This window comes from Bacillus sp. NPDC094064 (genome assembly GCF_050279585.1).
Classification (GTDB): Bacteria; Bacillota; Bacilli; order Bacillales; family Bacillaceae_G; genus Bacillus_A.
Genome location: NZ_JBNNUI010000011.1, coordinates 66,795 through 89,588 on the forward strand (window position 1 = coordinate 66,795; position 22,794 = coordinate 89,588).

The 22,794-nt window shown below is 35.3% G+C and carries 19 protein-coding genes; 12 read left to right on the forward strand and 7 right to left on the reverse strand.

Translation table 11 applies throughout. The features are described from left to right. The first annotated feature begins 26 nt into the window (after nt 1-26). Both ACQKNI_RS22005 and aspA read left to right on the forward strand, forming a co-directional pair. Complete coding sequence (locus ACQKNI_RS22005; RefSeq protein WP_088232501.1) at nt 27-1,325, forward strand: hemolysin family protein; 1,299 nt, start codon at nt 27-29, stop codon at nt 1,323-1,325. A gap of 171 nt (nt 1,326-1,496) precedes the next feature. Next, nucleotides 1,497-2,930: an aspartate ammonia-lyase gene (gene aspA, locus ACQKNI_RS22010; RefSeq protein WP_088232502.1), complete on the forward strand. Its 1,434-nt coding sequence runs from the start codon at nt 1,497-1,499 to the stop codon at nt 2,928-2,930. Nucleotides 2,931-2,969: 39 nt separating this feature from the next. On the opposite strand, the gene ACQKNI_RS22015 is transcribed toward aspA, so the two are convergent. Beyond that, nucleotides 2,970-4,589, reverse strand: coding sequence for an L-lactate permease (locus ACQKNI_RS22015; RefSeq protein ID WP_144559906.1), 1,620 nt, complete (start codon nt 4,587-4,589; stop codon nt 2,970-2,972). Nucleotides 4,590-5,385: 796 nt separating this feature from the next. On the opposite strand from ACQKNI_RS22015, the gene ACQKNI_RS22020 reads away from it, so the two are divergent. Both ACQKNI_RS22020 and ACQKNI_RS22025 read left to right on the forward strand, forming a co-directional pair. Continuing rightward, on the forward strand, nt 5,386-5,673 hold the full coding sequence (locus ACQKNI_RS22020; protein ID WP_000081427.1) for an ArsR/SmtB family transcription factor: 288 nt from the start codon (nt 5,386-5,388) through the stop codon (nt 5,671-5,673). A 151-nt stretch (nt 5,674-5,824) separates the two neighbouring features. Further along, a complete protein-coding gene (locus ACQKNI_RS22025; protein ID WP_088232504.1) occupies nt 5,825-6,004 on the forward strand; it encodes an acid-soluble spore protein H in 180 nt (59 codons plus the stop codon). A 43-nt stretch (nt 6,005-6,047) separates the two neighbouring features. Here ACQKNI_RS22025 and ACQKNI_RS22030 read toward each other — a convergent pair whose 3' ends face one another. Next, nucleotides 6,048-7,397: a peptide MFS transporter gene (locus ACQKNI_RS22030; protein WP_088232505.1), complete on the reverse strand. Its 1,350-nt coding sequence runs from the start codon at nt 7,395-7,397 to the stop codon at nt 6,048-6,050. Between the two features lie 380 nt (nt 7,398-7,777). After that, nucleotides 7,778-8,743: an ABC transporter substrate-binding protein gene (locus ACQKNI_RS22035; RefSeq protein ID WP_088232506.1), complete on the reverse strand. Its 966-nt coding sequence runs from the start codon at nt 8,741-8,743 to the stop codon at nt 7,778-7,780. Nucleotides 8,744-8,904: 161 nt separating this feature from the next. Here ACQKNI_RS22035 and ACQKNI_RS22040 point away from each other — a divergent pair, with 161 nt between their 5' ends. From ACQKNI_RS22040 to ACQKNI_RS22050, 3 genes are read left to right on the forward strand one after another with little or no spacing between them, the layout of a single operon-like run. Next, nucleotides 8,905-9,909: a FecCD family ABC transporter permease gene (locus ACQKNI_RS22040; protein ID WP_088232507.1), complete on the forward strand. Its 1,005-nt coding sequence runs from the start codon at nt 8,905-8,907 to the stop codon at nt 9,907-9,909. Then, complete coding sequence (locus ACQKNI_RS22045; protein WP_088232508.1) at nt 9,906-10,964, forward strand: FecCD family ABC transporter permease; 1,059 nt, start codon at nt 9,906-9,908, stop codon at nt 10,962-10,964. The genes ACQKNI_RS22040 and ACQKNI_RS22045 overlap by 4 nt, the downstream gene beginning before the upstream one ends. Nucleotides 10,965-10,976: 12 nt before the next feature. Next, a complete protein-coding gene (locus ACQKNI_RS22050; protein ID WP_088232509.1) occupies nt 10,977-11,798 on the forward strand; it encodes an ABC transporter ATP-binding protein in 822 nt (273 codons plus the stop codon). A 27-nt stretch (nt 11,799-11,825) separates the two neighbouring features. Here ACQKNI_RS22050 and ACQKNI_RS22055 read toward each other — a convergent pair whose 3' ends face one another. Continuing rightward, nucleotides 11,826-12,557 (reverse strand): class I SAM-dependent DNA methyltransferase, encoded by a 732-nt coding sequence (locus ACQKNI_RS22055; RefSeq protein WP_088232510.1) that lies wholly within the window; start codon nt 12,555-12,557, stop codon nt 11,826-11,828. A 212-nt stretch (nt 12,558-12,769) separates the two neighbouring features. On the opposite strand from ACQKNI_RS22055, the gene ACQKNI_RS22060 reads away from it, so the two are divergent. Genes ACQKNI_RS22060 through ACQKNI_RS22070 form a run of 3 tightly spaced genes read left to right on the forward strand, consistent with a single transcriptional unit; the run spans nt 12,770 to nt 15,453 of the window. Continuing rightward, complete coding sequence (locus tag ACQKNI_RS22060; RefSeq protein WP_088232511.1) at nt 12,770-13,960, forward strand: glycine C-acetyltransferase; 1,191 nt, start codon at nt 12,770-12,772, stop codon at nt 13,958-13,960. A 44-nt stretch (nt 13,961-14,004) separates the two neighbouring features. Further along, nucleotides 14,005-14,970 (forward strand): L-threonine 3-dehydrogenase, encoded by a 966-nt coding sequence (locus tag ACQKNI_RS22065; protein WP_088232512.1) that lies wholly within the window; start codon nt 14,005-14,007, stop codon nt 14,968-14,970. A 60-nt stretch (nt 14,971-15,030) separates the two neighbouring features. After that, nucleotides 15,031-15,453 (forward strand): NUDIX hydrolase, encoded by a 423-nt coding sequence (locus ACQKNI_RS22070; RefSeq protein ID WP_088232513.1) that lies wholly within the window; start codon nt 15,031-15,033, stop codon nt 15,451-15,453. Between the two features lie 39 nt (nt 15,454-15,492). Here ACQKNI_RS22070 and ACQKNI_RS22075 read toward each other — a convergent pair whose 3' ends face one another. The 3 genes from ACQKNI_RS22075 to ACQKNI_RS22085 all read right to left on the reverse strand — a co-directional run bounded on the left by ACQKNI_RS22075 (nt 15,493) and on the right by ACQKNI_RS22085 (nt 19,929). Then, complete coding sequence (locus ACQKNI_RS22075) at nt 15,493-17,376, reverse strand: vWA domain-containing protein (RefSeq protein ID WP_088232514.1); 1,884 nt, start codon at nt 17,374-17,376, stop codon at nt 15,493-15,495. A gap of 3 nt (nt 17,377-17,379) precedes the next feature. Then, nucleotides 17,380-18,273 (reverse strand): ATP-binding protein, encoded by an 894-nt coding sequence (locus tag ACQKNI_RS22080; RefSeq protein WP_088232515.1) that lies wholly within the window; start codon nt 18,271-18,273, stop codon nt 17,380-17,382. Nucleotides 18,274-18,399: 126 nt separating this feature from the next. Continuing rightward, nucleotides 18,400-19,929, reverse strand: coding sequence for a cardiolipin synthase (locus ACQKNI_RS22085; RefSeq protein WP_088232516.1), 1,530 nt, complete (start codon nt 19,927-19,929; stop codon nt 18,400-18,402). Between the two features lie 333 nt (nt 19,930-20,262). Between ACQKNI_RS22085 and ACQKNI_RS22090 the strand changes: the two genes are divergently transcribed. Together ACQKNI_RS22090 and ACQKNI_RS22095 are read left to right on the forward strand one after the other, a co-directional pair. Continuing rightward, on the forward strand, nt 20,263-20,586 hold the full coding sequence (locus tag ACQKNI_RS22090; protein WP_088232517.1) for a cobalt transporter: 324 nt from the start codon (nt 20,263-20,265) through the stop codon (nt 20,584-20,586). A gap of 481 nt (nt 20,587-21,067) precedes the next feature. Next, entirely contained in the window at nt 21,068-22,771 is a 1,704-nt protein-coding gene (locus ACQKNI_RS22095) for a putative bifunctional diguanylate cyclase/phosphodiesterase (protein WP_088232518.1), read from the forward strand. The last annotated feature ends 23 nt before the right edge of the window (nt 22,772-22,794 follow it).

The following is a 22,794-nucleotide window of genomic DNA, read 5'->3' on the forward strand; positions in this document are numbered from 1 at the left end:
TTAGCTAAGAAAGCTAAAGAACATATGTGGATATTTTAAAATTATTGATGGTAGCCATTCTTATTGGATTAACAGCCTTTTTTGTGGCTGTTGAGTTTGCAATTATTAAGGTACGTAGTAGTCGTATTGATCAACTCGTCAGTGAAAAAAAACGAGGAGCATTGGCAGCGAAAAAAGTAACTTCAAATTTAGATGAGTATTTATCAGCATGTCAGTTAGGGATTACGATTACTGCTTTAGGGCTCGGGTGGTTAGGGGAGCCAACCATTAAACATTTACTTGAGCCGTTATTTTTAAAATTACATTTATCTCCTGCAGTTTCCAGTACAGTCTCATTTATTATTGCCTTTGCAGTAATTACATTTTTACATGTTGTCATTGGTGAACTTGCTCCGAAGACGTTCGCTATACAAAAGGCAGAGCAAGTTAGCTTATTATTATCAAAGCCGCTTATTTATTTTTACCGGGTTATGTATCCTTTTATTTGGGCTTTAAATGGTTCAGCAAGGCTTGTAACAGGTTTATTTGGTTTGCCTCCTGCTTCTGAACATGAAGTAGCTCATTCAGAGGAAGAACTCAGATTAATTTTATCTGAAAGCTATGAGAGTGGTGAGATTAATCAACGAGAATTTAAATACGTAAATAACATTTTTGAATTTGATAATAGGGTTGCAAAAGAAATTATGGTACCTCGTACGGAGGTTGTAGGCTTATATGAAGATGAACCATTTGAAACACATATTAAAGTAATCGCACAAGAAAAGTACACGAGATATCCTGTATTTGGCGAAGATAAAGATGAAATTGTTGGAATGGTTAATGTAAAGGATTTATTTATTCGTTATATGGATGGAAATCAAGATGAGGAATGCTCGATTACACCATATACCCGTCCAGTTATTGAAGTGTTAGAAAATATCCCTATTCATGATTTATTATTACAAATGCAAAGAAGACACATTCCATTAGCTGTATTATATGATGAATATGGTGGTACAGCAGGGATTGTTACGCTAGAAGATATTTTAGAAGAAATTGTTGGAGAAATCCGAGATGAATATGATGAAGATGAACACCCACCGATAGAACATATAAGTGAAGGTTGTAAAATCGTAGAGGGGAAAGTGCTTATTAGTGAAGTGAATGATTTATTTGGCATACACTTAATCGCTGATGATGTAGATACAATTGGTGGCTGGATTATGGTACAAAAACAAATCGTTGCTGAAGGGGATGTTATTGAGAAACACGGTTTTTATTTTAAAGTCCTTGAAAAGGATATGCATCAAATTAAACGAGTGGAAATAAAGAAAGTAGAAGAATGATTTTCTATAAACTTTAATAAAAAGGATATATAGAAAAATAAATGTTTGCGCTTTCAAAAAAGGTGCTATATAGTGAAGGTGGATACTGAAAAATTCTTCTGGATGATACTCGTTATTTAGAGGGCGAATTTTTTAGATAAGGATTTAGAATGAAAAGTATAGGTGATGAAAATGATAGCAACGAAGGATATACGTATAGAAAAAGACTTTTTAGGTGAAAAGGAAGTACCGAGTGCAGCTTATTATGGTGTACAAACATTACGCGCCGTAGAAAACTTTCCAATTACAGGATATCGCATTCATCCGTCACTCATTACAGCAATGGCAATTGTGAAAAAAGCGGCGGCACTTGCGAATATGGATACTGGTTACTTATCTAAAGATATTGGACACGAAATTGCAGAAGCAGCACAAGAAATTGTTGATGGAAAGTTCCACGATCAATTTATTGTAGACCCAATTCAGGGCGGTGCTGGAACTTCTATTAATATGAATACGAATGAAGTAATTGCTAATAGAGCACTAGAACGTATAGGATACGAAAAAGGTGAGTATGCGAAAATTAGCCCAAACACTCACGTGAACATGGCTCAATCAACAAATGATGCGTTTCCAACGGGGATTCATATTGCAACTCTTATGATGTTAGAAGAACTTCTTATTACAATGGAAGGACTTCATACTGCTTTTCGTGATAAGGCAAAAGAGTTTGATCATGTTATTAAAATGGGGCGTACGCATTTACAAGATGCAGTTCCGATTCGCCTTGGACAAGAATTTGAAGCATATAGCCGCGTGCTTGAGCGTGATATAAAAAGAATTAAGCAGTCTCGTCAACATTTATATGAAGTGAATATGGGTGCGACAGCTGTTGGTACGGGACTAAATGCAAACCCTATGTATATTGAAAAAGTGGTTAAACACTTACGAACATTTAGCGGATTCCCACTTGTTGGTGCAGAGCATTTAGTTGATGCAACGCAAAACACAGATGCATACACAGAAGTGTCTGCAGCATTAAAAGTATGTATGATGAACATGTCTAAAATTGCAAATGATCTTCGTATTATGGCGTCTGGACCACGTGTTGGATTAGCGGAGATTCAATTGCCAGCTCGTCAGCCAGGTTCATCTATTATGCCAGGTAAAGTAAATCCAGTAATGGCAGAAGTAATTAATCAAGTTGCTTTCCAAGTAATCGGAAACGATCATACAATTTGCTTAGCTTCAGAAGCAGGGCAATTAGAGTTAAACGTAATGGAGCCTGTACTCGTATTTAATTTAATTCAATCTATCAGTATTATGAATAACGGATTCCGTGTATTCCGTGAATATTGTATTAAAGGAATTACAGCGAATGAAGAATTGCTGAAGCAATATGTTGAGAAAAGTGTTGGAATTATTACAGCGGTTAACCCTCATATCGGTTATGAAGCAGCATCTCGTATTGCGCGTGAAGCGATTGAAACAGGAAAATCTGTTAGAGAGCTATGTTTAGAACATGGTGTCCTGACAGAAGAAGAATTGGATATTATTTTAGATCCATTCGAAATGACGCATCCCGAAATTGCGGGAGCTTCGTTATTAAAGAATAAAAAAATGTAATGTGAAAAACACCGATCCATTTGGATCGGTGTTTTATTTTTAAAAGATATTAAATACAGCGTTTAATTGAAGTAAGCTAATAACAGCTAAGAAGATTAAGCTATATTTCATTGCTGTTTTAAATAAAGCAGATTCTTTACCAACTAGTCCAACTGCTGCACAAGCAACTGCTACAGATTGTGGTGAAACCATTTTTGCCATTGTACCACCTACTACGTTTAAGGCAACGAGAGTAGAAGGAACGATGTTTAACTGGTCTGCTGTTACTGCTTGAAGTGGTGCGAATAATGAACCACTTGATACTACTGAACCTGTAATGAATACGCCGATCCATCCTAAGATTGGAGAAAGAACTGGGAATGCATTACCAGTAGAAGAGAATGCAAGTCCAAGTGTAGATGACATACCAGAGTAGTTCTCTACATAAGCTAAAGCGATAACGCTACAAATTGTATATACTGGAGCTTTTAATTCTTTCATTGTTTCAATCATTAATTCTTTAACCATTTTACCTTTTACGCGGTAAACGATAAGTGAAACGATAATTGCTAGTACGATCGCAGTAGTTGTAGAAGAGAATACATCGAATTTGAAAATCGCTGCGAACGGTGTATCTGCTTTTGTAATTGGTGTAGTTTTCATAACCACATTATGAAGACCAGGGAACTGAATGTTAAATACTAAGTTTGCTAATGCGCCATCCGGAGCAAATAAAGCTTTAATCGGTTTTAAATTAAAGACTGTTACGAATGCAGTTAAGAATACGAATGGAGACCAAGCATATAAAATTTGATTGAATGTATGAGATTCTGTTGCTTCTTGTTTTTCTTCTTTAGCAGAAGATTTTGGTTGCCAAACACGTAAGAATAATGCAAGAGAGACCATACTTACAACGGCTGCGAAAATATTAGTCAGTTCTGCTCCTAAGAAGTAAGTTACAAGGAACTGAGTAATTGCGAATGAAACACCACTTACAAGAATACCTTGCCAAGTTTCTTTAATACCTTTCATTCCATCGACCATTGAAACAAGTAAGAAAGGTAAAATAATGCTAATGAAAGGTAAAATCATAACAGTTTGACGACCAATAGTTAATGCATCAAGTTCAGTTAATTGTGCAGGTACTGTAACTGGGATACCCATAGCACCCATAGCACCACCAGCGATGTTAGCCACTAAACAAATACCTGCTGCTTTTAATGGATTAAAGCCCATACCTACAAGTAGTGCAGCTGTAATAGCAACTGGAACCCCTAGACCAGCTGCGCCTTCTAAGAAAGCACCGAAAGAATAAGCGATTAATAATACTTGTAGACGTTGATCATTTGTAATGCTTGAAATACTATCACGAATGATATTGAATTGCTCTGTTTTAACAGTTAATTTATAAAGGAAAATTGCTGCGATAACGATAGTACAAATTGGATAAAATCCAGATAAAACACCGAATCCGGCAGATGCTACAGCTACTGTTGCTGGCATTTTATAAACAAATATAGCAAGAATAATAGCGACAATCACACTGTAAAGACCAGCCATGTAACTTTTCATTTTGAGTCCCATTAAACAAAGGATGAAGCAGAAAATTGGAAGTGCTGCGATTAGTGCAGATAACCAAATATTGTTTAATGGGTCATAAATTTGTGTCCAAGTACTCATAATAATGACAACTCCTATCTATTTGTATGTGAAGAAATTCACATTATTTGTGAAACTATTCACAATCAACTTACATGCTTAGTATATTCTCCTTCAACACTATTGTCAACGTAAAAAAGTATAATTATTCCATAATAGTATTAAAAGTAACATTTTGTTCATAAAGTAGACAAAAAGCGCACTCGAGTTTATTTGAGTGCGCTGTATAAATTATTTGTATATTCTTTTATCCAATAAACGCTTGATTGGTGAGGGCTAATAATCAGTGGAGGATGGGACAAACTTTATAATTGGATAGGCGGCACTGATCTGTTTGATCTAGTAAAACAGGAAAGGTGTATATATTTAATAGGAAGTTTTGAATAACAGTCAAATGATAACATGATAAAAAATAATAAATATTTATTTTTTTATCATGTTATCATTTTTTACTGAAAATTCCTTTTTGCGTAACAAAAAGGTTAAGTATGGTTCAATCACTTTACGAAAAGTTATCAATTATAGATGGTATTTTACAATATCGTTACTATACGTTTCGATGAGGTGAAAATATAACAAAAAGCTTGATAAAACAACATTTGTAAGCAATGTATTCCTAATCCTTTGTTTTGCTTTTTCGTTATATCATATAGTATAATATTCAAAATCAGCAGGGGTTTTTCCTGAACTCTTTGTTGATGAAAGTGGAAAAATTTTTCAGCGTTCTAGGTTGATAAAGTTATGTCGTAACAGGAAATATAAGAACAGATATATAAATAAATAAAAAGAAAATAAAAACGAAAACGAGGGGAACTTTATGAGCCAAAATCAATTCGAATGTCATATTTCAGAAGAAGATGTACAAATGTTAAGAGCGTTAGCGCATCCATTGCGTCTACGCCTAGTAATGGAATTAATGCAACGTGGAACGTGTAATGTAACGCAATTACAGGAAGTATTAGAAATTCCACAATCAACGGTTTCACAACATTTAACGAAATTAAAGCAAAATAAAGTAGTACGCTTTGAAAGACGAGGATTAGAAGTGTATTATCAAATTCATAATGATAAAGTAAGTGAAGTAGTGAAAACATTATTTTCTTAAAATTTGAATATTATGGGAAGAGACGTGTGAAATATACGTCTTTTTTATTTGGAAGAAAAGATTATTTATCAACATGTTGCTTTACCGAATATATTCTAAAGGGAAAAGAAAAAATAGAAAGGAGTGCAGTAAGTAAAGGAGGAATAATAGTATGGATATAAAACGCGTGCAACAAATCTTATCTTCTTCAAGTAGAGTTGATGTTACATATGAGGGTGTACCAGTATGGATTGAGAGCTGTGATGAGCAGAGAGGGATTGCTCAAGTGTATGATGTATCTAATCCTGGAGAAAGCGTTCACGTGGACGTGACGGCTTTAGAGGAGAAGTAATAGAAAAGACGCTTCTAAATTTTAGAAGCGTCTTTTTTGTGTGTTATTCCATCATATGTGCAATTTTCTTAGAGAACATAAGAAGTACTAATCCAAGTACGATTACGATAATACCGATGCTTGCGAATACTTCTAAGTATCCTAAAGATTGAGTGAAAGCAGCTAATTGTCCTGCTAACAAGTTAGCGCATCCAGTACCAGCTAACCATACACCCATTAATAATGATGCTAATTTAACAGGAGCGATTGCACTTACCATAGATAATCCGATTGGTGATAAGAATAACTCACCGATTGTGTGGAACATGTAAGTGAATACAATGAATAATAAGTTTGCTTTTATTGTAATGTTACTTTCATCACTACCAGTTTTTAAAACAGCTAAAGTTAGAACTAAGTATCCGATCCCTAGTAAAATCATACCTAATGCCATTTTTGTTGGGATTTTTAAATCACCATTTTTTGTTTTTGAAAGTTTAATCCATAATGCAGAAACAGGTAATGCCAATATGATAATGAACAATGGGTTTACAGATTGGAACCAAGGTGTTGGAATTGTAAATCCACCAATTGTACGATCCACGAACTTATCTGTGTAAAGTGTTAAAGAACTACCTGCTTGCTCGAATCCTGCCCAGAAGAATACAACGAAACAAGTTAAAATTAAAATTGCAACTGTACGTTTTTTCTCTTGTGATGTTAAAGGTTTTTTCTCAATTACTTTTGCATTGTTTTCTTTAGATTGTTTTCCAACAACAGTTGTTCCGATAGATCCTAAGTAACGAGGAGCTAATAAATTAAATGCAATCTGACCGATAATCATACCGATACATGCTGTTAAGAATCCGTATTTATAATCTGCGAAATAACCGCAAATGAATGGAGCAACAAAAGCTCCTAAGTTAATTCCCATGTAGAAGATAGTAAAGGCACTATCACGACGAGAATCGTTTTCGCTATATAGTTGACCTAATAAAGTCGAAATATTTGGTTTGAAGAATCCGTTACCAATAACTAATAATCCTAATCCTAAAAATAGTCCAGTTTTCGTGTTCATTGAAAATAGTACAAAGTTACCAAGTGCCATAATGATACCACCGATGGTAATGGCATGTCGCTTCGTAATGAAATGGTCAGTTAACCAACCACCGATAATCGGTGTGAAATATACGAACATTGTGAAAAGACCGTATATTTGTACTGCAACTGCTTTATCAAATCCTAAACCGCCGCTTACTAAGCTCGTTGTTAAATAAAGAACTAATAAGCCACGCATTCCGTAATAACTAAATCTTTCCCATGCCTCTGTAAAGAACAACAAGTATAACCCTGGTGGATGTTTTTTTGGTGATTGTTGTTCTCCAGCTTTTTCTAATTTTAAAGCTGCATCCATTTTTGTTTCCCCCTAATCCTGTATAACGGATATTTATGTAATTATTTTAATTCACAAAATATTTAGAAGTCAATAGAATTATATGGAAATAGAAAGAAAATTTCTAAAAAAATTCTATTTTTCTTCAACCGTTATTGTATTTTTCCCTGAAAACGATATAATAAGCGTTTTCAAATGTAATAATTGAATTCTAAAAGAAAATAAAATAGTGATTAATCAGAAAATTTAGATTAGAGAATCTATTCTGGTATAAAGAAAATATATTTTATTTACTTTTATAATATAACATATTGGGAATAAAAATACAAAATGAAATAATGTGACAGTTCACTGAAATAAAAATAACCAACTCCATAGAAAAGGGAGTTGGTTATTTTTTATTATTTAATAAAGCGTTTTTCAATGTCGTCTAGCATTAAGTTCGCAGCTAGTACACCACCAGCTGTATTCCAAATTACATCATCAACTTTATACACTTTATTGTTTTTAGAAGCATTTAAATTTTTGAATAGAGGATCGTTTATATAATCTTTCTCTAATTCAGAACCTTTTTTCTCATTACCTTTATCGTATGTGAAGTAGAAAATGATATCTCCATCCATTGCAGGGATACGCTCTTTAGACACATTACGTTCTGCAAAGTCATTTTTATTTTGATCACCAGGACGTTTGAAACCAAGCTCTTTTAGAATAACGCCAGAGAATGTATCGCCATGATAAATACGAACATCACCAGGCATGAAGCGGACCATAGAGATTTCCTGATTTACTTGATCTCCAAGTTTGCCTTGTAAGTCTTTTATACGTTTGTCGTAATTAGCTAAAACCTTTTGCCCTTCTTTTTCTTTATTTACAGTTTTTGCATAAAGTTTGAAATTATCTTTCCATTCTCCGCGTAGTGTTTCTGAAAAAACAGTAGGAGCAATACCTTTTAATTGCTCATATACTTTTTCGTGGCGAAGTTTGTTACCAATGATTAAGTCTGGTTTTAGAGAAGCGATTGTTTCCACATTTACTTGAAGTTCCGTACCGACAGTTTTTACATTTTTCAGTTTATCTTTTGTATGTGGATACCATGGGTTCCCAGTAGGTGCTTCAGCAGCACCTACTGGTGTTACACCAAGGGCAAGTAAAGCTTCTGTTCCTTCATTTGTTAAGACAACGATGCGTTTTGGGTTAGCAGGGACTTCTGTTTTACCCATCGCATGCTCTACAGTGATCATTTCCTTTTTAGTATCTTTCGTTGCTTCTTCTTTGCTATCTGTATTTCCACAAGCACTCAAAAGAAGTGAAAATGCTAGTAAAAATACAAATAATGTAAACGATTTCTTTCTCATGAAATTCATTATGTACCCCCTACATATTGAGAATTTTTTTAATAGCAAGCATGATATTAATACTTCATGGTCCAATTGTCAATGAAAATAATTCTCATTATCGTTGACAATGAGAATTAAGTTGAAATACACTAACAACGTATCATTATACATTGAAGGGGAAACGCTGCATGTTATTAAAAACAAATCAAGCAAAATGGATTGGGTTACTTGTTGGAATCATTGTAGTCGTTATTTGTATTTGGGGAAGTATTATTTTTGGATATACAAATACGAGCTGGAAATTAGCGCTAGATGCATTTTTCCATTTTAATGGTTCAAATGAGCATATTATTATTCAAAATGTACGTCTACCAAGGGCACTAATTGCGGCCAGTGTTGGTGCTAGTTTAGCCATCGCGGGTTGTTTGATGCAAACTTTAACTAAGAACCCACTTGCTTCTCCAGATTTTATTGGATTAAATTCAGGTGCTGCTTTCTTTATAGTTGTAGCAATTGTACTTTTTTCTGTTACGTCTTTATCAGCTTTCACTTGGATTGCCTTTTTAGGAGCGGCAGTTGCAGCAGTACTTGTATTTGCTTCTAGTTCTTTAGGGAAAGAAGGGACAACCCCTCTTAAGTTAACATTAGCAGGTGTCGCGATAAGTGCTTTATTCTCATCATTAACACAAGGGTTACTTGTTTTAAATGAAAAGGCGATGGAAGAGGTATTATTTTGGCTTGCTGGATCTGTACAAGGAAGAAAGTTAGAAATATTACAATCTGTATTCCCGTACCTATTAGTAGGTTGGATTGCATCTCTTATGATGGCGGGGAAAGTAAATACATTAATGATGGGGGAAGACGTTGCAAAAGGACTTGGGCAACGAACAATTTTAATGAAATCACTCGTACTCCTTATTATTGTACTGTTGTCGGGTGGTTCAGTTGCGGTCGCTGGTCCAATTGGATTTATTGGTATTATTACTCCGTATTTTGCAAGAGCTCTTGTTGGAGTAGATCATAGGTGGAGAGTACCGTATAGCGGCTTGTTAGGTGCAATCCTATTACTCTTAGCTGATATAGCAGCAAGATATGTCATTATGCCACAAGAAGTACCAGTAGGGGTTATGACAGCATTTATTGGGGCCCCATTCTTTATTTATATTGCACGTAAGAGAGGGCTTAGCAAATGAAGAAGTATATTCCGTTTCGTATAGGAAAAGATAGGTTCTCATTTTTAATGTATAAACGAGCTATCCTAGTCTTATTCAGTTTATTAGCTATTTTAATAGGATTATTTTTTGCCAGTGCAGGAATGGGCGATATGAAAATTCCTCCTTATGATGTATGGCAAGCGATTACTGGAAATGGCGATGCGATGTCAAATATGGTTGTAAATAAGTTTCGTATGCCACGTATTTTAATTGCCATTCTTGTAGGAATCGCGCTTGCTGTAGCTGGGTGTATTTTACAAGGGCTCGTTCGAAATCCACTTGCTTCTCCGGATATCATTGGAATAACAGGTGGTGCAAGCGTAGCAGTAGTACTCTTTTTAGCGATATTTAGTGATAAAAATAATGCGCTAACAGTAAGCATTCATTATATGCCGCTCGCAGCTTTTGTTGGTGCGACGATTGTTGCGTTTTTTGTATATTTATTTGCATGGAGAAATGACGGGTTATCACCAAGTAGTCTTGTTTTAATTGGTGTTGGATTTTGGGCATTAACAAAAGCGGCAACGACTTTATTTATGTTGTTAGCCCCAATTTATCAAGCGAGTCAAGCGAATGTATGGATTACAGGCACGGTTTATGGTTCTTCATGGGAAAATGTTATGGTACTTGCGCCTTGGGTTCTCATTTTAACGATCGTATCATTTATCGCTGCTAGACATTTAAATGCACAAGAGCTAGGAGATGATATAGCAGTAGGGCTTGGTGTTCCTTTAACGAAGTCGCGTATATTCATGTTACTACTTAGTACAGCTTTAATTGGTGGAGCAGTCGCTTTCGCAGGAGGAATTGGATTTGTCGGTTTAATGGCACCTCATATTTCAAGAAGATTAGTTGGCTCTTTCTATGGTGCATTGCTCCCAGTTGCGGCAATTATCGGTGCAATTCTAGTACTTGCTGCAGATTTAATTGGGCGTACAGTTTTCGCGCCACTTGAAATTCCAGCAGGGGTATTTACATCAGCGATTGGTGCACCTTATTTTATTTATTTACTTTATAAAAGTCGGAATTCATAAAGGGAGATGAATATGCAAAAAGCATTGGAGACGAAACGTTTGACGCTGTCTTATGGTGAAACAATTATTATTGATGAGTTGAATTTAGAAATTCCAAAAGGTGAAATTACAATCTTTATCGGTTCTAACGGTTGCGGAAAATCAACTTTATTACGTTCACTAGCTAGATTGTTAAAGCCAACAACTGGGGACATTTTGTTAGATAATCAAGCAATTCAAAGTATGCAAACGAAGCAAATTGCTCGTCAAATGGCGATATTACCACAAGGGCCTCAAGCACCAGAAGGTCTTACAGTATTGCAACTTGTAAAACAAGGGCGTTATCCATATCAAACTTGGCTGAAGCAATGGTCGGAAAAAGACGAGGAAATGGTACAGAAGGCACTTGCAGCAACGGGTATGACAGAATTTGCTGAGCGCGATGTGCATGCTCTTTCAGGTGGACAACGTCAACGTGCTTGGATCGCAATGACGCTTGCACAAGATACAGATATTATTTTACTGGATGAGCCGACTACATATTTAGATATGACTCACCAAATTGAAGTGCTAGATTTATTATTCGAATTAAATGAAACAGAACAACGAACAATTGTTATGGTATTACACGATTTAAATTTAGCATGTCGCTATGCAGATAATATTGTAGCAATTCAAGATAAACAAATATATGCACAAGGTAAGCCTGAAGAAGTGGTAGACGAAAAACTAGTACGTGATGTATTCCGAATGGAGTGTCAAATCAGTACAGATCCGTTATTTGGAACACCACTTTGTATCCCGCACGGAAGAGGAAGACGATTGGTTAAAAAAGTTGCTCAAGCAATGAGATAAAAAAGGAGATGATGACTCATCTCCTTTTTATTTTTTACAAGAAAATAAGAGGAAGAGAGGAATTCGTAAACGCCGTTCATACTCTTCTTCATTTTTGAAATAGGCTTTATTTGGTGTAGCTTCTTTTAGGTTTGTAATGGTAAAACCAGCTTGTTGTAATAATGTAAAATATTCTTCTGTTGTACGATGATATTTAATAACTTCTTGATCAATCCATGGCTCAACACGTTTTCCTATTTTGAAGTAATCATCAACGAGCCAACTTGTTCTCTTGCCGCTTGTTTGTAAGCTTTCAAATGAAGAGGTAATAACGGGATGTTGAACACTAAAGGTAAAAACACCGTTTGGTTTTAAAGTTTTGTATACATTTTGAAAAATAGTATCAAGATGTTCAATATAATGTAAGGCGAGTCTAGATGTAACTAAATCGAAGGTAGAAGGAGGGTATGTATAATCTTTGAGGTTTATAAAATGAACAGATCCATTTTTATTTTCTAGTTGTTTTTTAGCTTTTTCATACATAAGCTGAGAGCCTTCAATGCCAGTGTAAGAGTGGCAGCCATTTGCTAATAATTCCTCGCCAAACTTAGCGTCACCACAACCTAAATCGAGAATTTGTTTTCCTTTTACATCACCAATGATCTGGAAGAATGCTGGCTTTTCGATTGACTCATTTGGGCTATTTTCTCGATATCTTCGTTTCATATATTGTTCAAAAAATGCTTCGTTATTATATACGTCAGATTCTATAAATGCCATTTCTGAGCCCTCCTAAATATTTTTTTTATTCTATCAAATATGAAAAGTAAAAGATAGATTTCTTGTAATGAATCATTTATAATTTAAAGTTGTAAGCGGTTACTTTAAACTATTTTTCTATAATAAATTCTGAAAACGTGTTAAGCTAGTAGAGGAATTATTAGAACTATTAAGACAATAATTCGCTTACATGAACGATGGGAGGCTTCACGATGTCTAGTAAAACACTTGCGAAATTTTTAGAAGAGAATTTAGAGGATTTAAAATCAAAGGGGCTTTATAACGTAATTGATCCGCTTGAGAGTTCAAATGGACCGATTATTACAATTGCCGGAAAAGAATATATTAACTTATCTTCAAACAACTATCTTGGATTAGCGACAGATAGCCGTTTGCAAGAAGCAGCAATTGGTGCCATTCATAAGTACGGCGTTGGAGCAGGAGCTGTTCGTACAATTAACGGTACTTTAGATTTGCATATTAAATTGGAAGAAACAATTGCAAAGTTTAAACATACAGAAGCAGCGATTGCTTATCAATCAGGGTTCAACTGTAATATGGCAGCGATTTCAGCTGTTATGGATAAAAATGATGCGATTCTTTCAGATGAATTAAATCATGCATCTATTATTGATGGTAGTCGTCTATCAAAAGCAAAAATTATTGTATATAAGCATTCTGATATGGAAGATTTACGCCAAAAAGCCATTGCGGCGAAAGAATCAGGTCTTTACAATAAATTAATGGTAATTACAGATGGTGTCTTTTCAATGGATGGAGATGTTGCAAAACTACCAGAAATTGTTGAGATTGCAGAAGAATTAGATTTAATGACATACGTAGATGATGCACATGGTTCAGGTGTACTTGGCAAAGGTGCAGGAACTGTAAAGCACTTCGGTCTGTCTGATAAAGTTGATTTCCAAATTGGTACATTATCAAAAGCAATTGGGGTAATTGGTGGATATGTAGCTGGGAAACAAAACTTAATTGATTGGTTAAAAGTTCGTTCACGCCCATTCTTATTCTCTACAGCGTTAACACCAGCTGATGCAGCAGCTTGCATGAGATCAATTGAAATCTTAATGGAAAGCACAGAACTGCATGATCGTCTATGGGAAAATGGTCGCTATTTAAAACAAGGGCTAAAAGAACTTGGCTTTAACATTGGAGAAAGCGAAACACCAATTACACCTTGTATTATTGGTGATGAAGTATTAACACAAGAATTTAGTAAACGTCTAAATGAAGAAGGCGTATACGCAAAATCTATTGTATTCCCAACTGTGGCAAAAGGAACGGGCCGCGTTCGTAATATGCCTACAGCAGCTCATACGAAAGAAATGTTAGATGAAGCAATTCGTAAGTATGAAAAAGTAGGGAAAGAAATGGGTATCATTTAAATAACGACATCTTTTGAATAGCTTGCAAATGAGGAGTGGGAAAAATGAAAAAAATTCTAGTAACCGGTTCTTTAGGGCAAATTGGTTCTGAACTTGTAATGAAACTTCGTGATGTATACGGTGCATCGAACGTTATTGCAACAGATATTCGTGAAACAGATAGCGAAGTAGTAACGTCTGGTCCATTTGAAACGTTAGATGTAACAGATGGACAAAAGTTACATGATATTGCAAAGCGTAATGAAGTAGATACAATTATTCATTTAGCAGCGTTACTTTCAGCAACAGCGGAAAAAAATCCGTTATTTGCTTGGAATTTAAATATGGGCGGACTGGTAAATGCTCTAGAAGCAGCTCGTGAATTAAACTGTAAGTTCTTCACGCCAAGCTCTATCGGTGCATTCGGGCCATCAACGCCGAAAGATAATACGCCACAAGACACAATCCAACGTCCTACTACGATGTATGGGGTAAACAAAGTAGCAGGAGAATTACTATGTGATTACTACCATCAAAAGTTTGGCGTTGATACGCGCGGTGTACGTTTCCCAGGTTTAATTTCTTACGTAGCTCCTCCAGGAGGCGGAACAACTGATTATGCAGTTGAAATTTATTATGAGGCAATTAAAAAAGGCACATACACCTCATACATTGCAGAGGGAACATACATGGATATGATGTATATGCCTGATGCTTTACAAGCAATCATTTCATTAATGGAAGCTGATCCAAATAAATTAGTGCATAGAAATGCGTTTAACATTACAGCAATGAGCTTCGAGCCAGAGCAAATCGCAGCGTCAATTCGTAAACACATTCCGACGTTTACAATGGATTACGCAGTAGACTCTGCTCGTCAAACAATCGCTGATAGCTGGCCAAACTCTATTGACGCAACTGCGGCAATGCAAGAGTGGGGCTTTAAAGCAGAATACGATTTAGACAAAATGACAACGGACATGTTGGCTAAGTTAAAAAAAAAGCACATAGCTGAGTTAGTAATGAATTAATAGGAAGAGCCAATTCTTAGGAATTGGCTCTTCATTATTTTAGGAAGGAAGAAAAGCAACATGCAAAGAGTTGATGTCGTATATGCACTCATACATGATGAAGAAAAAGATAAAATATTAATGGTACATAATGTAGAACAAAACGTTTGGTCATTGCCAGGCGGGGCTGTGGAAAAAGGTGAAATATTAGAGGAAGCACTAATAAGAGAAGTGAAAGAAGAGACAGGTTTAACTGCTACGTTAGGTGGACTTGTTGCGATCAATGAAAAATTCTTTAAAGAGTCAGGGAATCATGCGCTATTTTTTACATTCCGAGCAAATGTAGTAAAAGGTGAACTTATGGCAGAAGATGAAGAGGAAATTTCTGCAATAGAGTGGGTGGATCGAACAATCGCAAATGAGCGATTCCCATACTATGACGGGGGATTTGAATCATTATTAGAAATAGCCATTCCATACAAGTTTCAACCAGAAACAAAGTGATTGAAAGAAAAAAACAGGAGCGACAACGCTCCTGTTTTTCTATTCAATCGTCTTCAGTAATAACTTTTTCAATAGCGGTTTAATCTTCAATCGTAAATCTTCAGCGTGATTTGCAACTAAGAAGTGATGGTTATAAATGTTCTTCATTAATTGATAAGTTGCTTCTTTCGCTTCGCCTTCTTCGATGAAGATTCCGATTACTTCCATACCACTTTTACGAGCAAGTTTGACAGCTTCATGCGTATCTAAAATACCGTCTTGTTGGTAGTCTAGTGCAGAAGGCTCACCGTCTGTGAAGACAAGTAAGAATTTATGCTTTTCTGGTCTTTTTGCAAGCTTTTCAGAAACGATACGAATAATATATCCATCGCGATTATCTTCTTCTTCACGAAGCTGCATAATTTCGGGACCAACGTTTGGTAACGTTGAGTTTTTATACGTTACAACTTCATGGATAACGTTCGGCTTATCTTCAGGTTTAGCACTAGAAGCATCTTCCCAAAATCCGCTAATAGCGTGCGGGATTTTTAAAGATTTCAACGCTTCATGGAATAGGACCACACTCTTTTTCGTTTCTTCCATTTTGTTATACATAGAACCAGAGCAGTCCACTAGTAGTTGGAATGCAACGTCGAGCTCTTGTGATTCTTGCCCTTTTTTATAAAACATGCGAGGCTGCTTTTCAGTATAAATACGAAGGAATTTCTTACGAAGTCTTCCGTAATATTTATCACTGTTTGCGTTTGTTTTATTTTCAATCGTTTTTTCGATAATTTTCTTTAATTCTTTTACATCTTTATTAACGACTGATTTGATAGCTTGGTAATCTTTTTTCTCGTCAGGATTTGGTTTACGTGCTTCTTTAAATGTATGAGAAGCGCCAGTGTTATACTTACCGTATGCACCGTCGTTTTGGCTAGAAGCGTGTGAAGCTCGTGCTTCTTCTGTGTTAGCACCATCAAAGTTAGATTGTGTACTTTTTTGAGAAGTACCTTGTACGGAACCTAGTGCCTGATCGCCATCTTCCGATTCACGAGCAGTATCACCCATCATATTTGTCTTTGTTCCGCTTTCTAATTCAAAGCGTAAGAAATTCTCGTTTTCATTGTTTTTATTTTCACGGTGCCATGTTGAGAAGCTTTCATCCATTTTGTTTTTATTTTCATCGTCATCTATGAGCTGCGTATCATCATTTGCTAAATCTTCGACGCGACAGTTTTTTTCGTCTGCAATGACAGATAAATAAAGCGGTGCATGCCCGAAATAGTTGTTAAGCATATCACTTTCAAGAAGCTCCTCTAAGCGATAGCGAATTTTCTCAACGATATACATAATATCTTCCGTATTACGAGCTTGGAATGTTTCATGCAGAATAGCTTCAATTTGCTCGAAATATTCATTATTAAACATTTCATATTTGTCGCTCGTTAATGAAAGGTAACAGAGACAAAATAGACGATCGCCATGATAGTTACGAACACGGTTTATTTCATTTTGTGAGCCGAAGTAATTGCGATACATTTCTTTTCGGCGTCTAAAAATATGCTTTGTGCCAGGGCGTAAGCTTTTTACGATTTCCTCAACGCGTAAATCTTCTAATAGAACAAATAATTGGGTTAAAAACTTTTTTAGGGGCGATTCTTGCAATTCAATCGCATAAGAACGAATTAAAGTCATGTCCGAGTAATGTTTATTGCCAAGTGCTTTTAAGAACACTTCGCTTTTTAATCCGATTACTGTATCTTCTTCTTTTCGATCATCCCAAAAGTGACTAATGACAACTTTCTTTTCAAGCTCGTCGTAGTATGCTTTATAGCCATATTCAAGGTAGGCATCGTCTTCCTTTAGAAGGGCATACATTAAGTTTTCCATTTGTAGAAACAGCGACGCATCAATTTTTTTGTCACTAAAAATTTGTCTCATGAATTATCCCTCAAAGAAATAACTTTCTGCTAATTCACGGACAGTCATTTGTTCTGTTTCATCATTTAATTTTGCAATAATGCTTCGTTCAATTGCACGCATAACAGGAATATATACACCTAAATCACATGCGTCGATAATGCCACGAATACTGGCAGCTTCTTCACTTACACGTCCATCGTGAGCTAAAGGCATAAGGTCGCTTGCAAATGCAACGAATTTTTCAATTGTTGCAGTATCTTTTAATTTTGATTCTGCTAATAATAGTTCTTTTAATGTATCACCTTGGATGTAAGGAACTTCAATAATAACGAAACGATTTTTTAATGCTTCGTTTAGTTCGCTTGTCCCAACGTAACCTTCATTAATCGCAGCGATTACACGATATTCGTCATCGCCGTATACAACTTCTTGTGTAAACGGGTTTGTAATCATTTTACGGTAATCTAATGCACCGTGAAGAAGTGGTAACGTTTCAGGTTTTGCCATATTGATTTCATCAATATATAGGAAATGACCGTTCTTCATTGCTTTCATAAGAGGACCGTTAACGAATGTTACTTCAGATGCACCATCTTTCGTTTGCAATGTGTTGTATCCTAAAATACCTTCTACATCTAAGTCGACAGAGCAGTTAATGCTATGCATTGGTTTTTGGAATAAAGAAGAAAGAGTTTCTGCTAGTACTGTTTTACCACTACCAGTCGGCCCTTTTAATAGAATGTTTTTGCCAAGAAGAAGTGCTGTAATAGCATCTTCGATAATGCTGTTATCAGACGCTTTATATATTTTTGTACCGATTAAATGTGCATTTTCACCAGCTTCTTGCTTATTCTTTTCATGAATTGTAGAAAGCTGCTGTTTTAAATCAGCATGTATATGAAATTTTTCTAACATGTATTTCCCACCTAACATTATTTTCATAAAGCAATACATCTTATGATAACTTGTTTTAATATGGTATGCAAAGAAAAGGAGAAGGACAAATATAAAAGAAAAAGCAATCAATAATACATTGATTGCTTATAGTAATGGAGAAATGAGCCTCATAAAAGACTCCAATATTCGTTTTTTTATACTTCTTTTTTGGAACGAGTTCCATTTAATTTCAGTAGAATGCTTAAAGTCTTCTTCAAAATCTCGCTTAATATCATGCACAGTTTCTGATTCATAAAGTACACTTATAATTTCATAATTCAATTCAAAACTGCGTACATCCATATTTGCGGTACCGATTGTTGCAATTTTATCATCAACGAGTACAATTTTGGCGTGCATAAAACCATCTTTATAACTGTAAATGGAAGCACCGGCTTTTAGAAGTGGAGTGAAATAGGATTGAGATGCTTGATCGCTAATAATACTGTCACTTTTACCTGGATATAAAATGCGTACATCTATTCCAGAAATCGCACTTAAGCGTAATAATGTTAACGTTTCTTGATCTGGAATAAAGTATGGTGTAGCGATCCAAATTGATTTTTTTGCAGAGCCCATAACTGCTAATAATGTATTGCGAATGCTTTTATCATCAGAGCTTGGTCCACTCGCTACAATTTGCACAGCACCTTCTGCACTTGAAATTTCTTTCCCTGGGAAGTACTGTCTATTCATAAATTGCTCCCAAGAATAAGTATTCAACCCGCTAGAGGCATAGAGCCAGTCTTCTAAAAAGATTGCTTGTAATTTATACAATGCTTTTCCTTCTATTTTTAAATGACTATCACGCCAAACTGGGAATTTTTTTGAACGGCCAAGATATTCATCGCCGACGTTGAGCCCGCCGGTAAAACCAATTTCTCCATCTACAATGACGATTTTACGATGGTTACGATAATTGACTGTTTCAAGTAACCAAGCTGAAAAAATAGGGTCAAATTCTACAATTTCAATACCAGCTTCTTTCATAGGCTGTAAAAATCGCCTTCTTAACGTATTACTTCCGAGTCCATCAAAAAGGAAGCGTACAATAACACCAGCTTTTGCTTTTTTTATTAACGCATCTCGTACTTTTGTACCAATTTCATCAGATTTATAAATATAGTATTGAATATGTATGTGATGTTTTGCCTGCTCGATAGCTTGCAAAATTTCTGAGAATGTTTGATCCCCGTTTGTTAAAAGTTTTGTCGTTGTTCTATCTGCGGCAGGACCGCCTCCAAATTTTTGCACGACTTCTGTTAAATGTACGGAACGTTCATGTAACGGAACGGTGAGTGATAATTCTAATCTTCTTCCTTCTAATATTTCACGGAATAATTTTCTTTGTTCTTCTGAACGATGGAGATGTTTTTTTCTTCTCCAACGGCTACGACCGAAAATAGAGTATAAAAGTACCCCGATAATAGGTAGAAGCGCCAATACTAAAAACCAAGCTAATGTGCTTTGGGGAGACCTATTTTCGATAAAAATAACGAATGAAATCCCTACGATTGTTATAGACCATAGCGCACCCACGAATGTATATAGCGAGATAGCTGATATATCTAAAAGTAAAAGAACGATAGATACAATTGTAAATACTAATAATAATTGAACGATAGGTTTCTTCATTTTTATATAATTCCTCTAATCTTTCTTGAATATAGACTTTTTAAATAGGAGATATAATGTGACATTTTTATTATAAAGTGTTTTTTGTTTTTTACAAAATATAGGTATTTCCCTATACTTTCCGCATTTGTCCTACATACAGTATATTATTACGTCTTGATATAGAAAAGGGGGATGAATAAAATGTATGGTCGTCCAATTGGAGGATTTGGTCATGGGGGATATAGTTATCCATATTACCAGGATTATTCTTATTATACAGGTTATCAACAAGATCCATATTATTCATACAACACTTATTAAGGCGAGGAACTTGAAAAGGAGAGAGGAAAAATGAACTATATAGAACATAACGGTTTGTATTATCGTAATCATCATGGAGGGTACCATAATCACGGCGGACATAATCATCATGGTGGACACAATCATTATGATCATCATCATCATCACGGTGGTGGATGGGGCTGGGGAGGTGGCTCTTGGGGTGGCGGATTTTCCCCTGGAAGTTTTGCAGGAGGCATGTTAGGCGGGCTTACAGCAGGTGCATTAACAGGTGCAACAAGTGGAGGCTATTATCCAGCACCGTACCCGGTAACATATCCAGCACCATATCCAGTTCCATACCCAAGTTATCAGCAAATACCATACCAGTATTAGACTAAAAAAAGAGGTGATCCTCTTTTTTTAGTTTAATACTGTAATTATTTATAAAATACTTCCAAAATAAAGGTGGAAATATGTTAATATTTTGTTATTGTAATTCAAAAACATATATACCTATTTAGATTTTTATATTATTATTCGCGAATAATTGTATAGTATGTTTTAACTTCTATTCTGATATGTAAGGAATAGAAGTTAAATATAAGAGGAATTAGTTGAATAGAGCTAGTTAAAGGAACGTAAGAGAATGAATGCAGTATAATAAGGAAAGACAATCAGAGAGATGAGAAGCTACTACTTATAATTGAAACGGTATTATATTGCTTTTTACTACAAATAATATTATGTTATTTTAATCGGCCTATTTAAAACTATTGTTTATGTAAAGGTCTATTATGAGGAAATGAAATATCTCTATTTCTATGAAGAGAAACGAGTTGTGTTTTAGTCAGATAGGAAGCAAGGAGAGATGCGCATGCTAGAACAAAGAGGTCATGCATTATATGACTCTTCATTGCGAGATTTAAAGATGGCATTAGATGAGTCTTCAATTGTTGCAATTACAGATCGAAAAGGTCTTATTACATATGTAAATGATAAGTTTTGTGAAATCTCTAAATATACAAGAGAAGAGCTAATGGGAAAAGATCATCGTATTTTAAATTCAGGATATCATCCGAAAGCATTTTTTCAAATACTATGGAAGCGTATTTTGAATGGAAAAGTTTGGACAGGAGAAATTCGAAATAAAGCAAAAGATGGTACATATTATTGGGTTAAAACAACAATTGTTCCATTTTTAAATGAAAAAGGAGAGCCATATCAGTTTATTGCGATCCGAAATGATATTAGTAGTAGAAAAGAAGCAGAACAAAGATTACGGTTAAGCGAAAGTCGATATAGAGAACTTGCATACCATGATGCGTTAACGAGTTTACCAAATCGTTTACAGTTAATTACGACTGTAAATAAGATGATTGTAGAGAAAATAGAATTTGGTATGATTTACTTTGATTTAGATCGTTTTAAATTAGTAAATGATACGTTAGGTCATATGATAGGAGATTTACTTTTAAGTGAAGTCGCTTCACGATTGCATTATGTGTTAGGAGAGAAAGATGTTCTGGCTAGGCTTGGTGGAGATGAATTTGTACTGTTAACAAAAAAACATACACAAGATGAGATGAGGCAGCTAGCGACATCTGTATTGTCATGTTTTCAGGCACCATTTATGCTGGAAGGTCATGAAGTATACATTTCAGCTAGTCTAGGGCTTTGTTCATATCCACAAGATGGACAAGATGTGGAAACACTATTGAAAAATTCGGATTTAGCTATGTACAGTGCGAAAGAACAAGGCAGGAACGCGGCGTGTTTCTTTACAGATGAGTTACGTGCCAAAATAAATCGTAGAATGAAGATTGAGTTCGCCTTGCAAAAGGCAATTCGTGATGAAGAATTAGATGTGGCATTACAACCTATCATTGATTTGAAAACGAAGAAATATACTGGTGTTGAGGCATTAGTACGCTGTACGACAGCAGAAGGTCCTATTTCACCAAGTGAATTTATCCCTGTAGCTGAAGAGTGTGGACTTATTATAAAACTAGGGGACTGGGTATTAGAAAAATCATGCCGATTGTTTAAAACATTACCAGAGTATGAAGAAGGATTAAAATTATCAGTGAATTTATCGATACAACAATTAATGCAAAAGCGTTTTATTTTGTCTGTACGTAGTATTTTAAGGAGAACAGGTTTTCCTCCGAATCGTTTAATTTTAGAAATAACGGAAAGTATTGCTGTTCGCCATTTCGATTATATTATCGCTACATTACAAGAAATCAGAAGTATGGGCGTTTTAATTGCTTTAGATGATTTTGGAACGGGCTATTCTTCTTTATATTATTTAAAACAACTACCACTTGATATCGTAAAAATTGATCGTAATTTTATTCGTGAATTCCATTATGAACACGCGCAACCAGAGCGAACAATTGTAAAATCTGTTATTGAAATTGCCCATAGTTTAAATTTAGCAGTAGTTGCTGAAGGGGTAGAAAACGTAGAACAAGAAAGTTTACTACAATCCATGGGTTGTGATTACGTACAAGGATTTTATTATGCGAAACCTTTATCTGTAGGAGAGTTAAAAGGAAAGTTAATTACAGATTTCTAATAAAAAAGAGAAGCCAGAAGCTT

Excerpts from the sequence above, each read along its gene's own strand:
- ACQKNI_RS22015 (WP_144559906.1), bottom strand. The coding sequence starts at position 4,589 with ATGAGTACTTGGACACAAATTTATGACCCATTAAACAATATTTGGTTA.
- ACQKNI_RS22030 (WP_088232505.1), bottom strand. The coding sequence starts at position 7,397 with ATGGATGCAGCTTTAAAATTAGAAAAAGCTGGAGAACAACAATCACCA.
- ACQKNI_RS22060 (WP_088232511.1), top strand. The coding sequence starts at position 12,770 with ATGTCTAGTAAAACACTTGCGAAATTTTTAGAAGAGAATTTAGAGGAT.
- ACQKNI_RS22050 (WP_088232509.1), top strand. The coding sequence starts at position 10,977 with ATGCAAAAAGCATTGGAGACGAAACGTTTGACGCTGTCTTATGGTGAA.
- ACQKNI_RS22045 (WP_088232508.1), top strand. The coding sequence starts at position 9,906 with ATGAAGAAGTATATTCCGTTTCGTATAGGAAAAGATAGGTTCTCATTT.
- ACQKNI_RS22095 (WP_088232518.1), top strand. The coding sequence starts at position 21,068 with ATGCTAGAACAAAGAGGTCATGCATTATATGACTCTTCATTGCGAGAT.
- ACQKNI_RS22035 (WP_088232506.1), bottom strand. The coding sequence starts at position 8,743 with ATGAATTTCATGAGAAAGAAATCGTTTACATTATTTGTATTTTTACTA.
- ACQKNI_RS22020 (WP_000081427.1), top strand. The coding sequence starts at position 5,386 with ATGAGCCAAAATCAATTCGAATGTCATATTTCAGAAGAAGATGTACAA.
- ACQKNI_RS22070 (WP_088232513.1), top strand. The coding sequence starts at position 15,031 with ATGCAAAGAGTTGATGTCGTATATGCACTCATACATGATGAAGAAAAA.
- ACQKNI_RS22080 (WP_088232515.1), bottom strand. The coding sequence starts at position 18,273 with ATGTTAGAAAAATTTCATATACATGCTGATTTAAAACAGCAGCTTTCT.
- ACQKNI_RS22090 (WP_088232517.1), top strand. The coding sequence starts at position 20,263 with ATGAACTATATAGAACATAACGGTTTGTATTATCGTAATCATCATGGA.
- ACQKNI_RS22025 (WP_088232504.1), top strand. The coding sequence starts at position 5,825 with ATGGATATAAAACGCGTGCAACAAATCTTATCTTCTTCAAGTAGAGTT.
- ACQKNI_RS22040 (WP_088232507.1), top strand. The coding sequence starts at position 8,905 with ATGTTATTAAAAACAAATCAAGCAAAATGGATTGGGTTACTTGTTGGA.
- ACQKNI_RS22065 (WP_088232512.1), top strand. The coding sequence starts at position 14,005 with ATGAAAAAAATTCTAGTAACCGGTTCTTTAGGGCAAATTGGTTCTGAA.
- aspA (WP_088232502.1), top strand. The coding sequence starts at position 1,497 with ATGATAGCAACGAAGGATATACGTATAGAAAAAGACTTTTTAGGTGAA.
- ACQKNI_RS22055 (WP_088232510.1), bottom strand. The coding sequence starts at position 12,557 with ATGGCATTTATAGAATCTGACGTATATAATAACGAAGCATTTTTTGAA.
- ACQKNI_RS22085 (WP_088232516.1), bottom strand. The coding sequence starts at position 19,929 with ATGAAGAAACCTATCGTTCAATTATTATTAGTATTTACAATTGTATCT.
- ACQKNI_RS22075 (WP_088232514.1), bottom strand. The coding sequence starts at position 17,376 with ATGAGACAAATTTTTAGTGACAAAAAAATTGATGCGTCGCTGTTTCTA.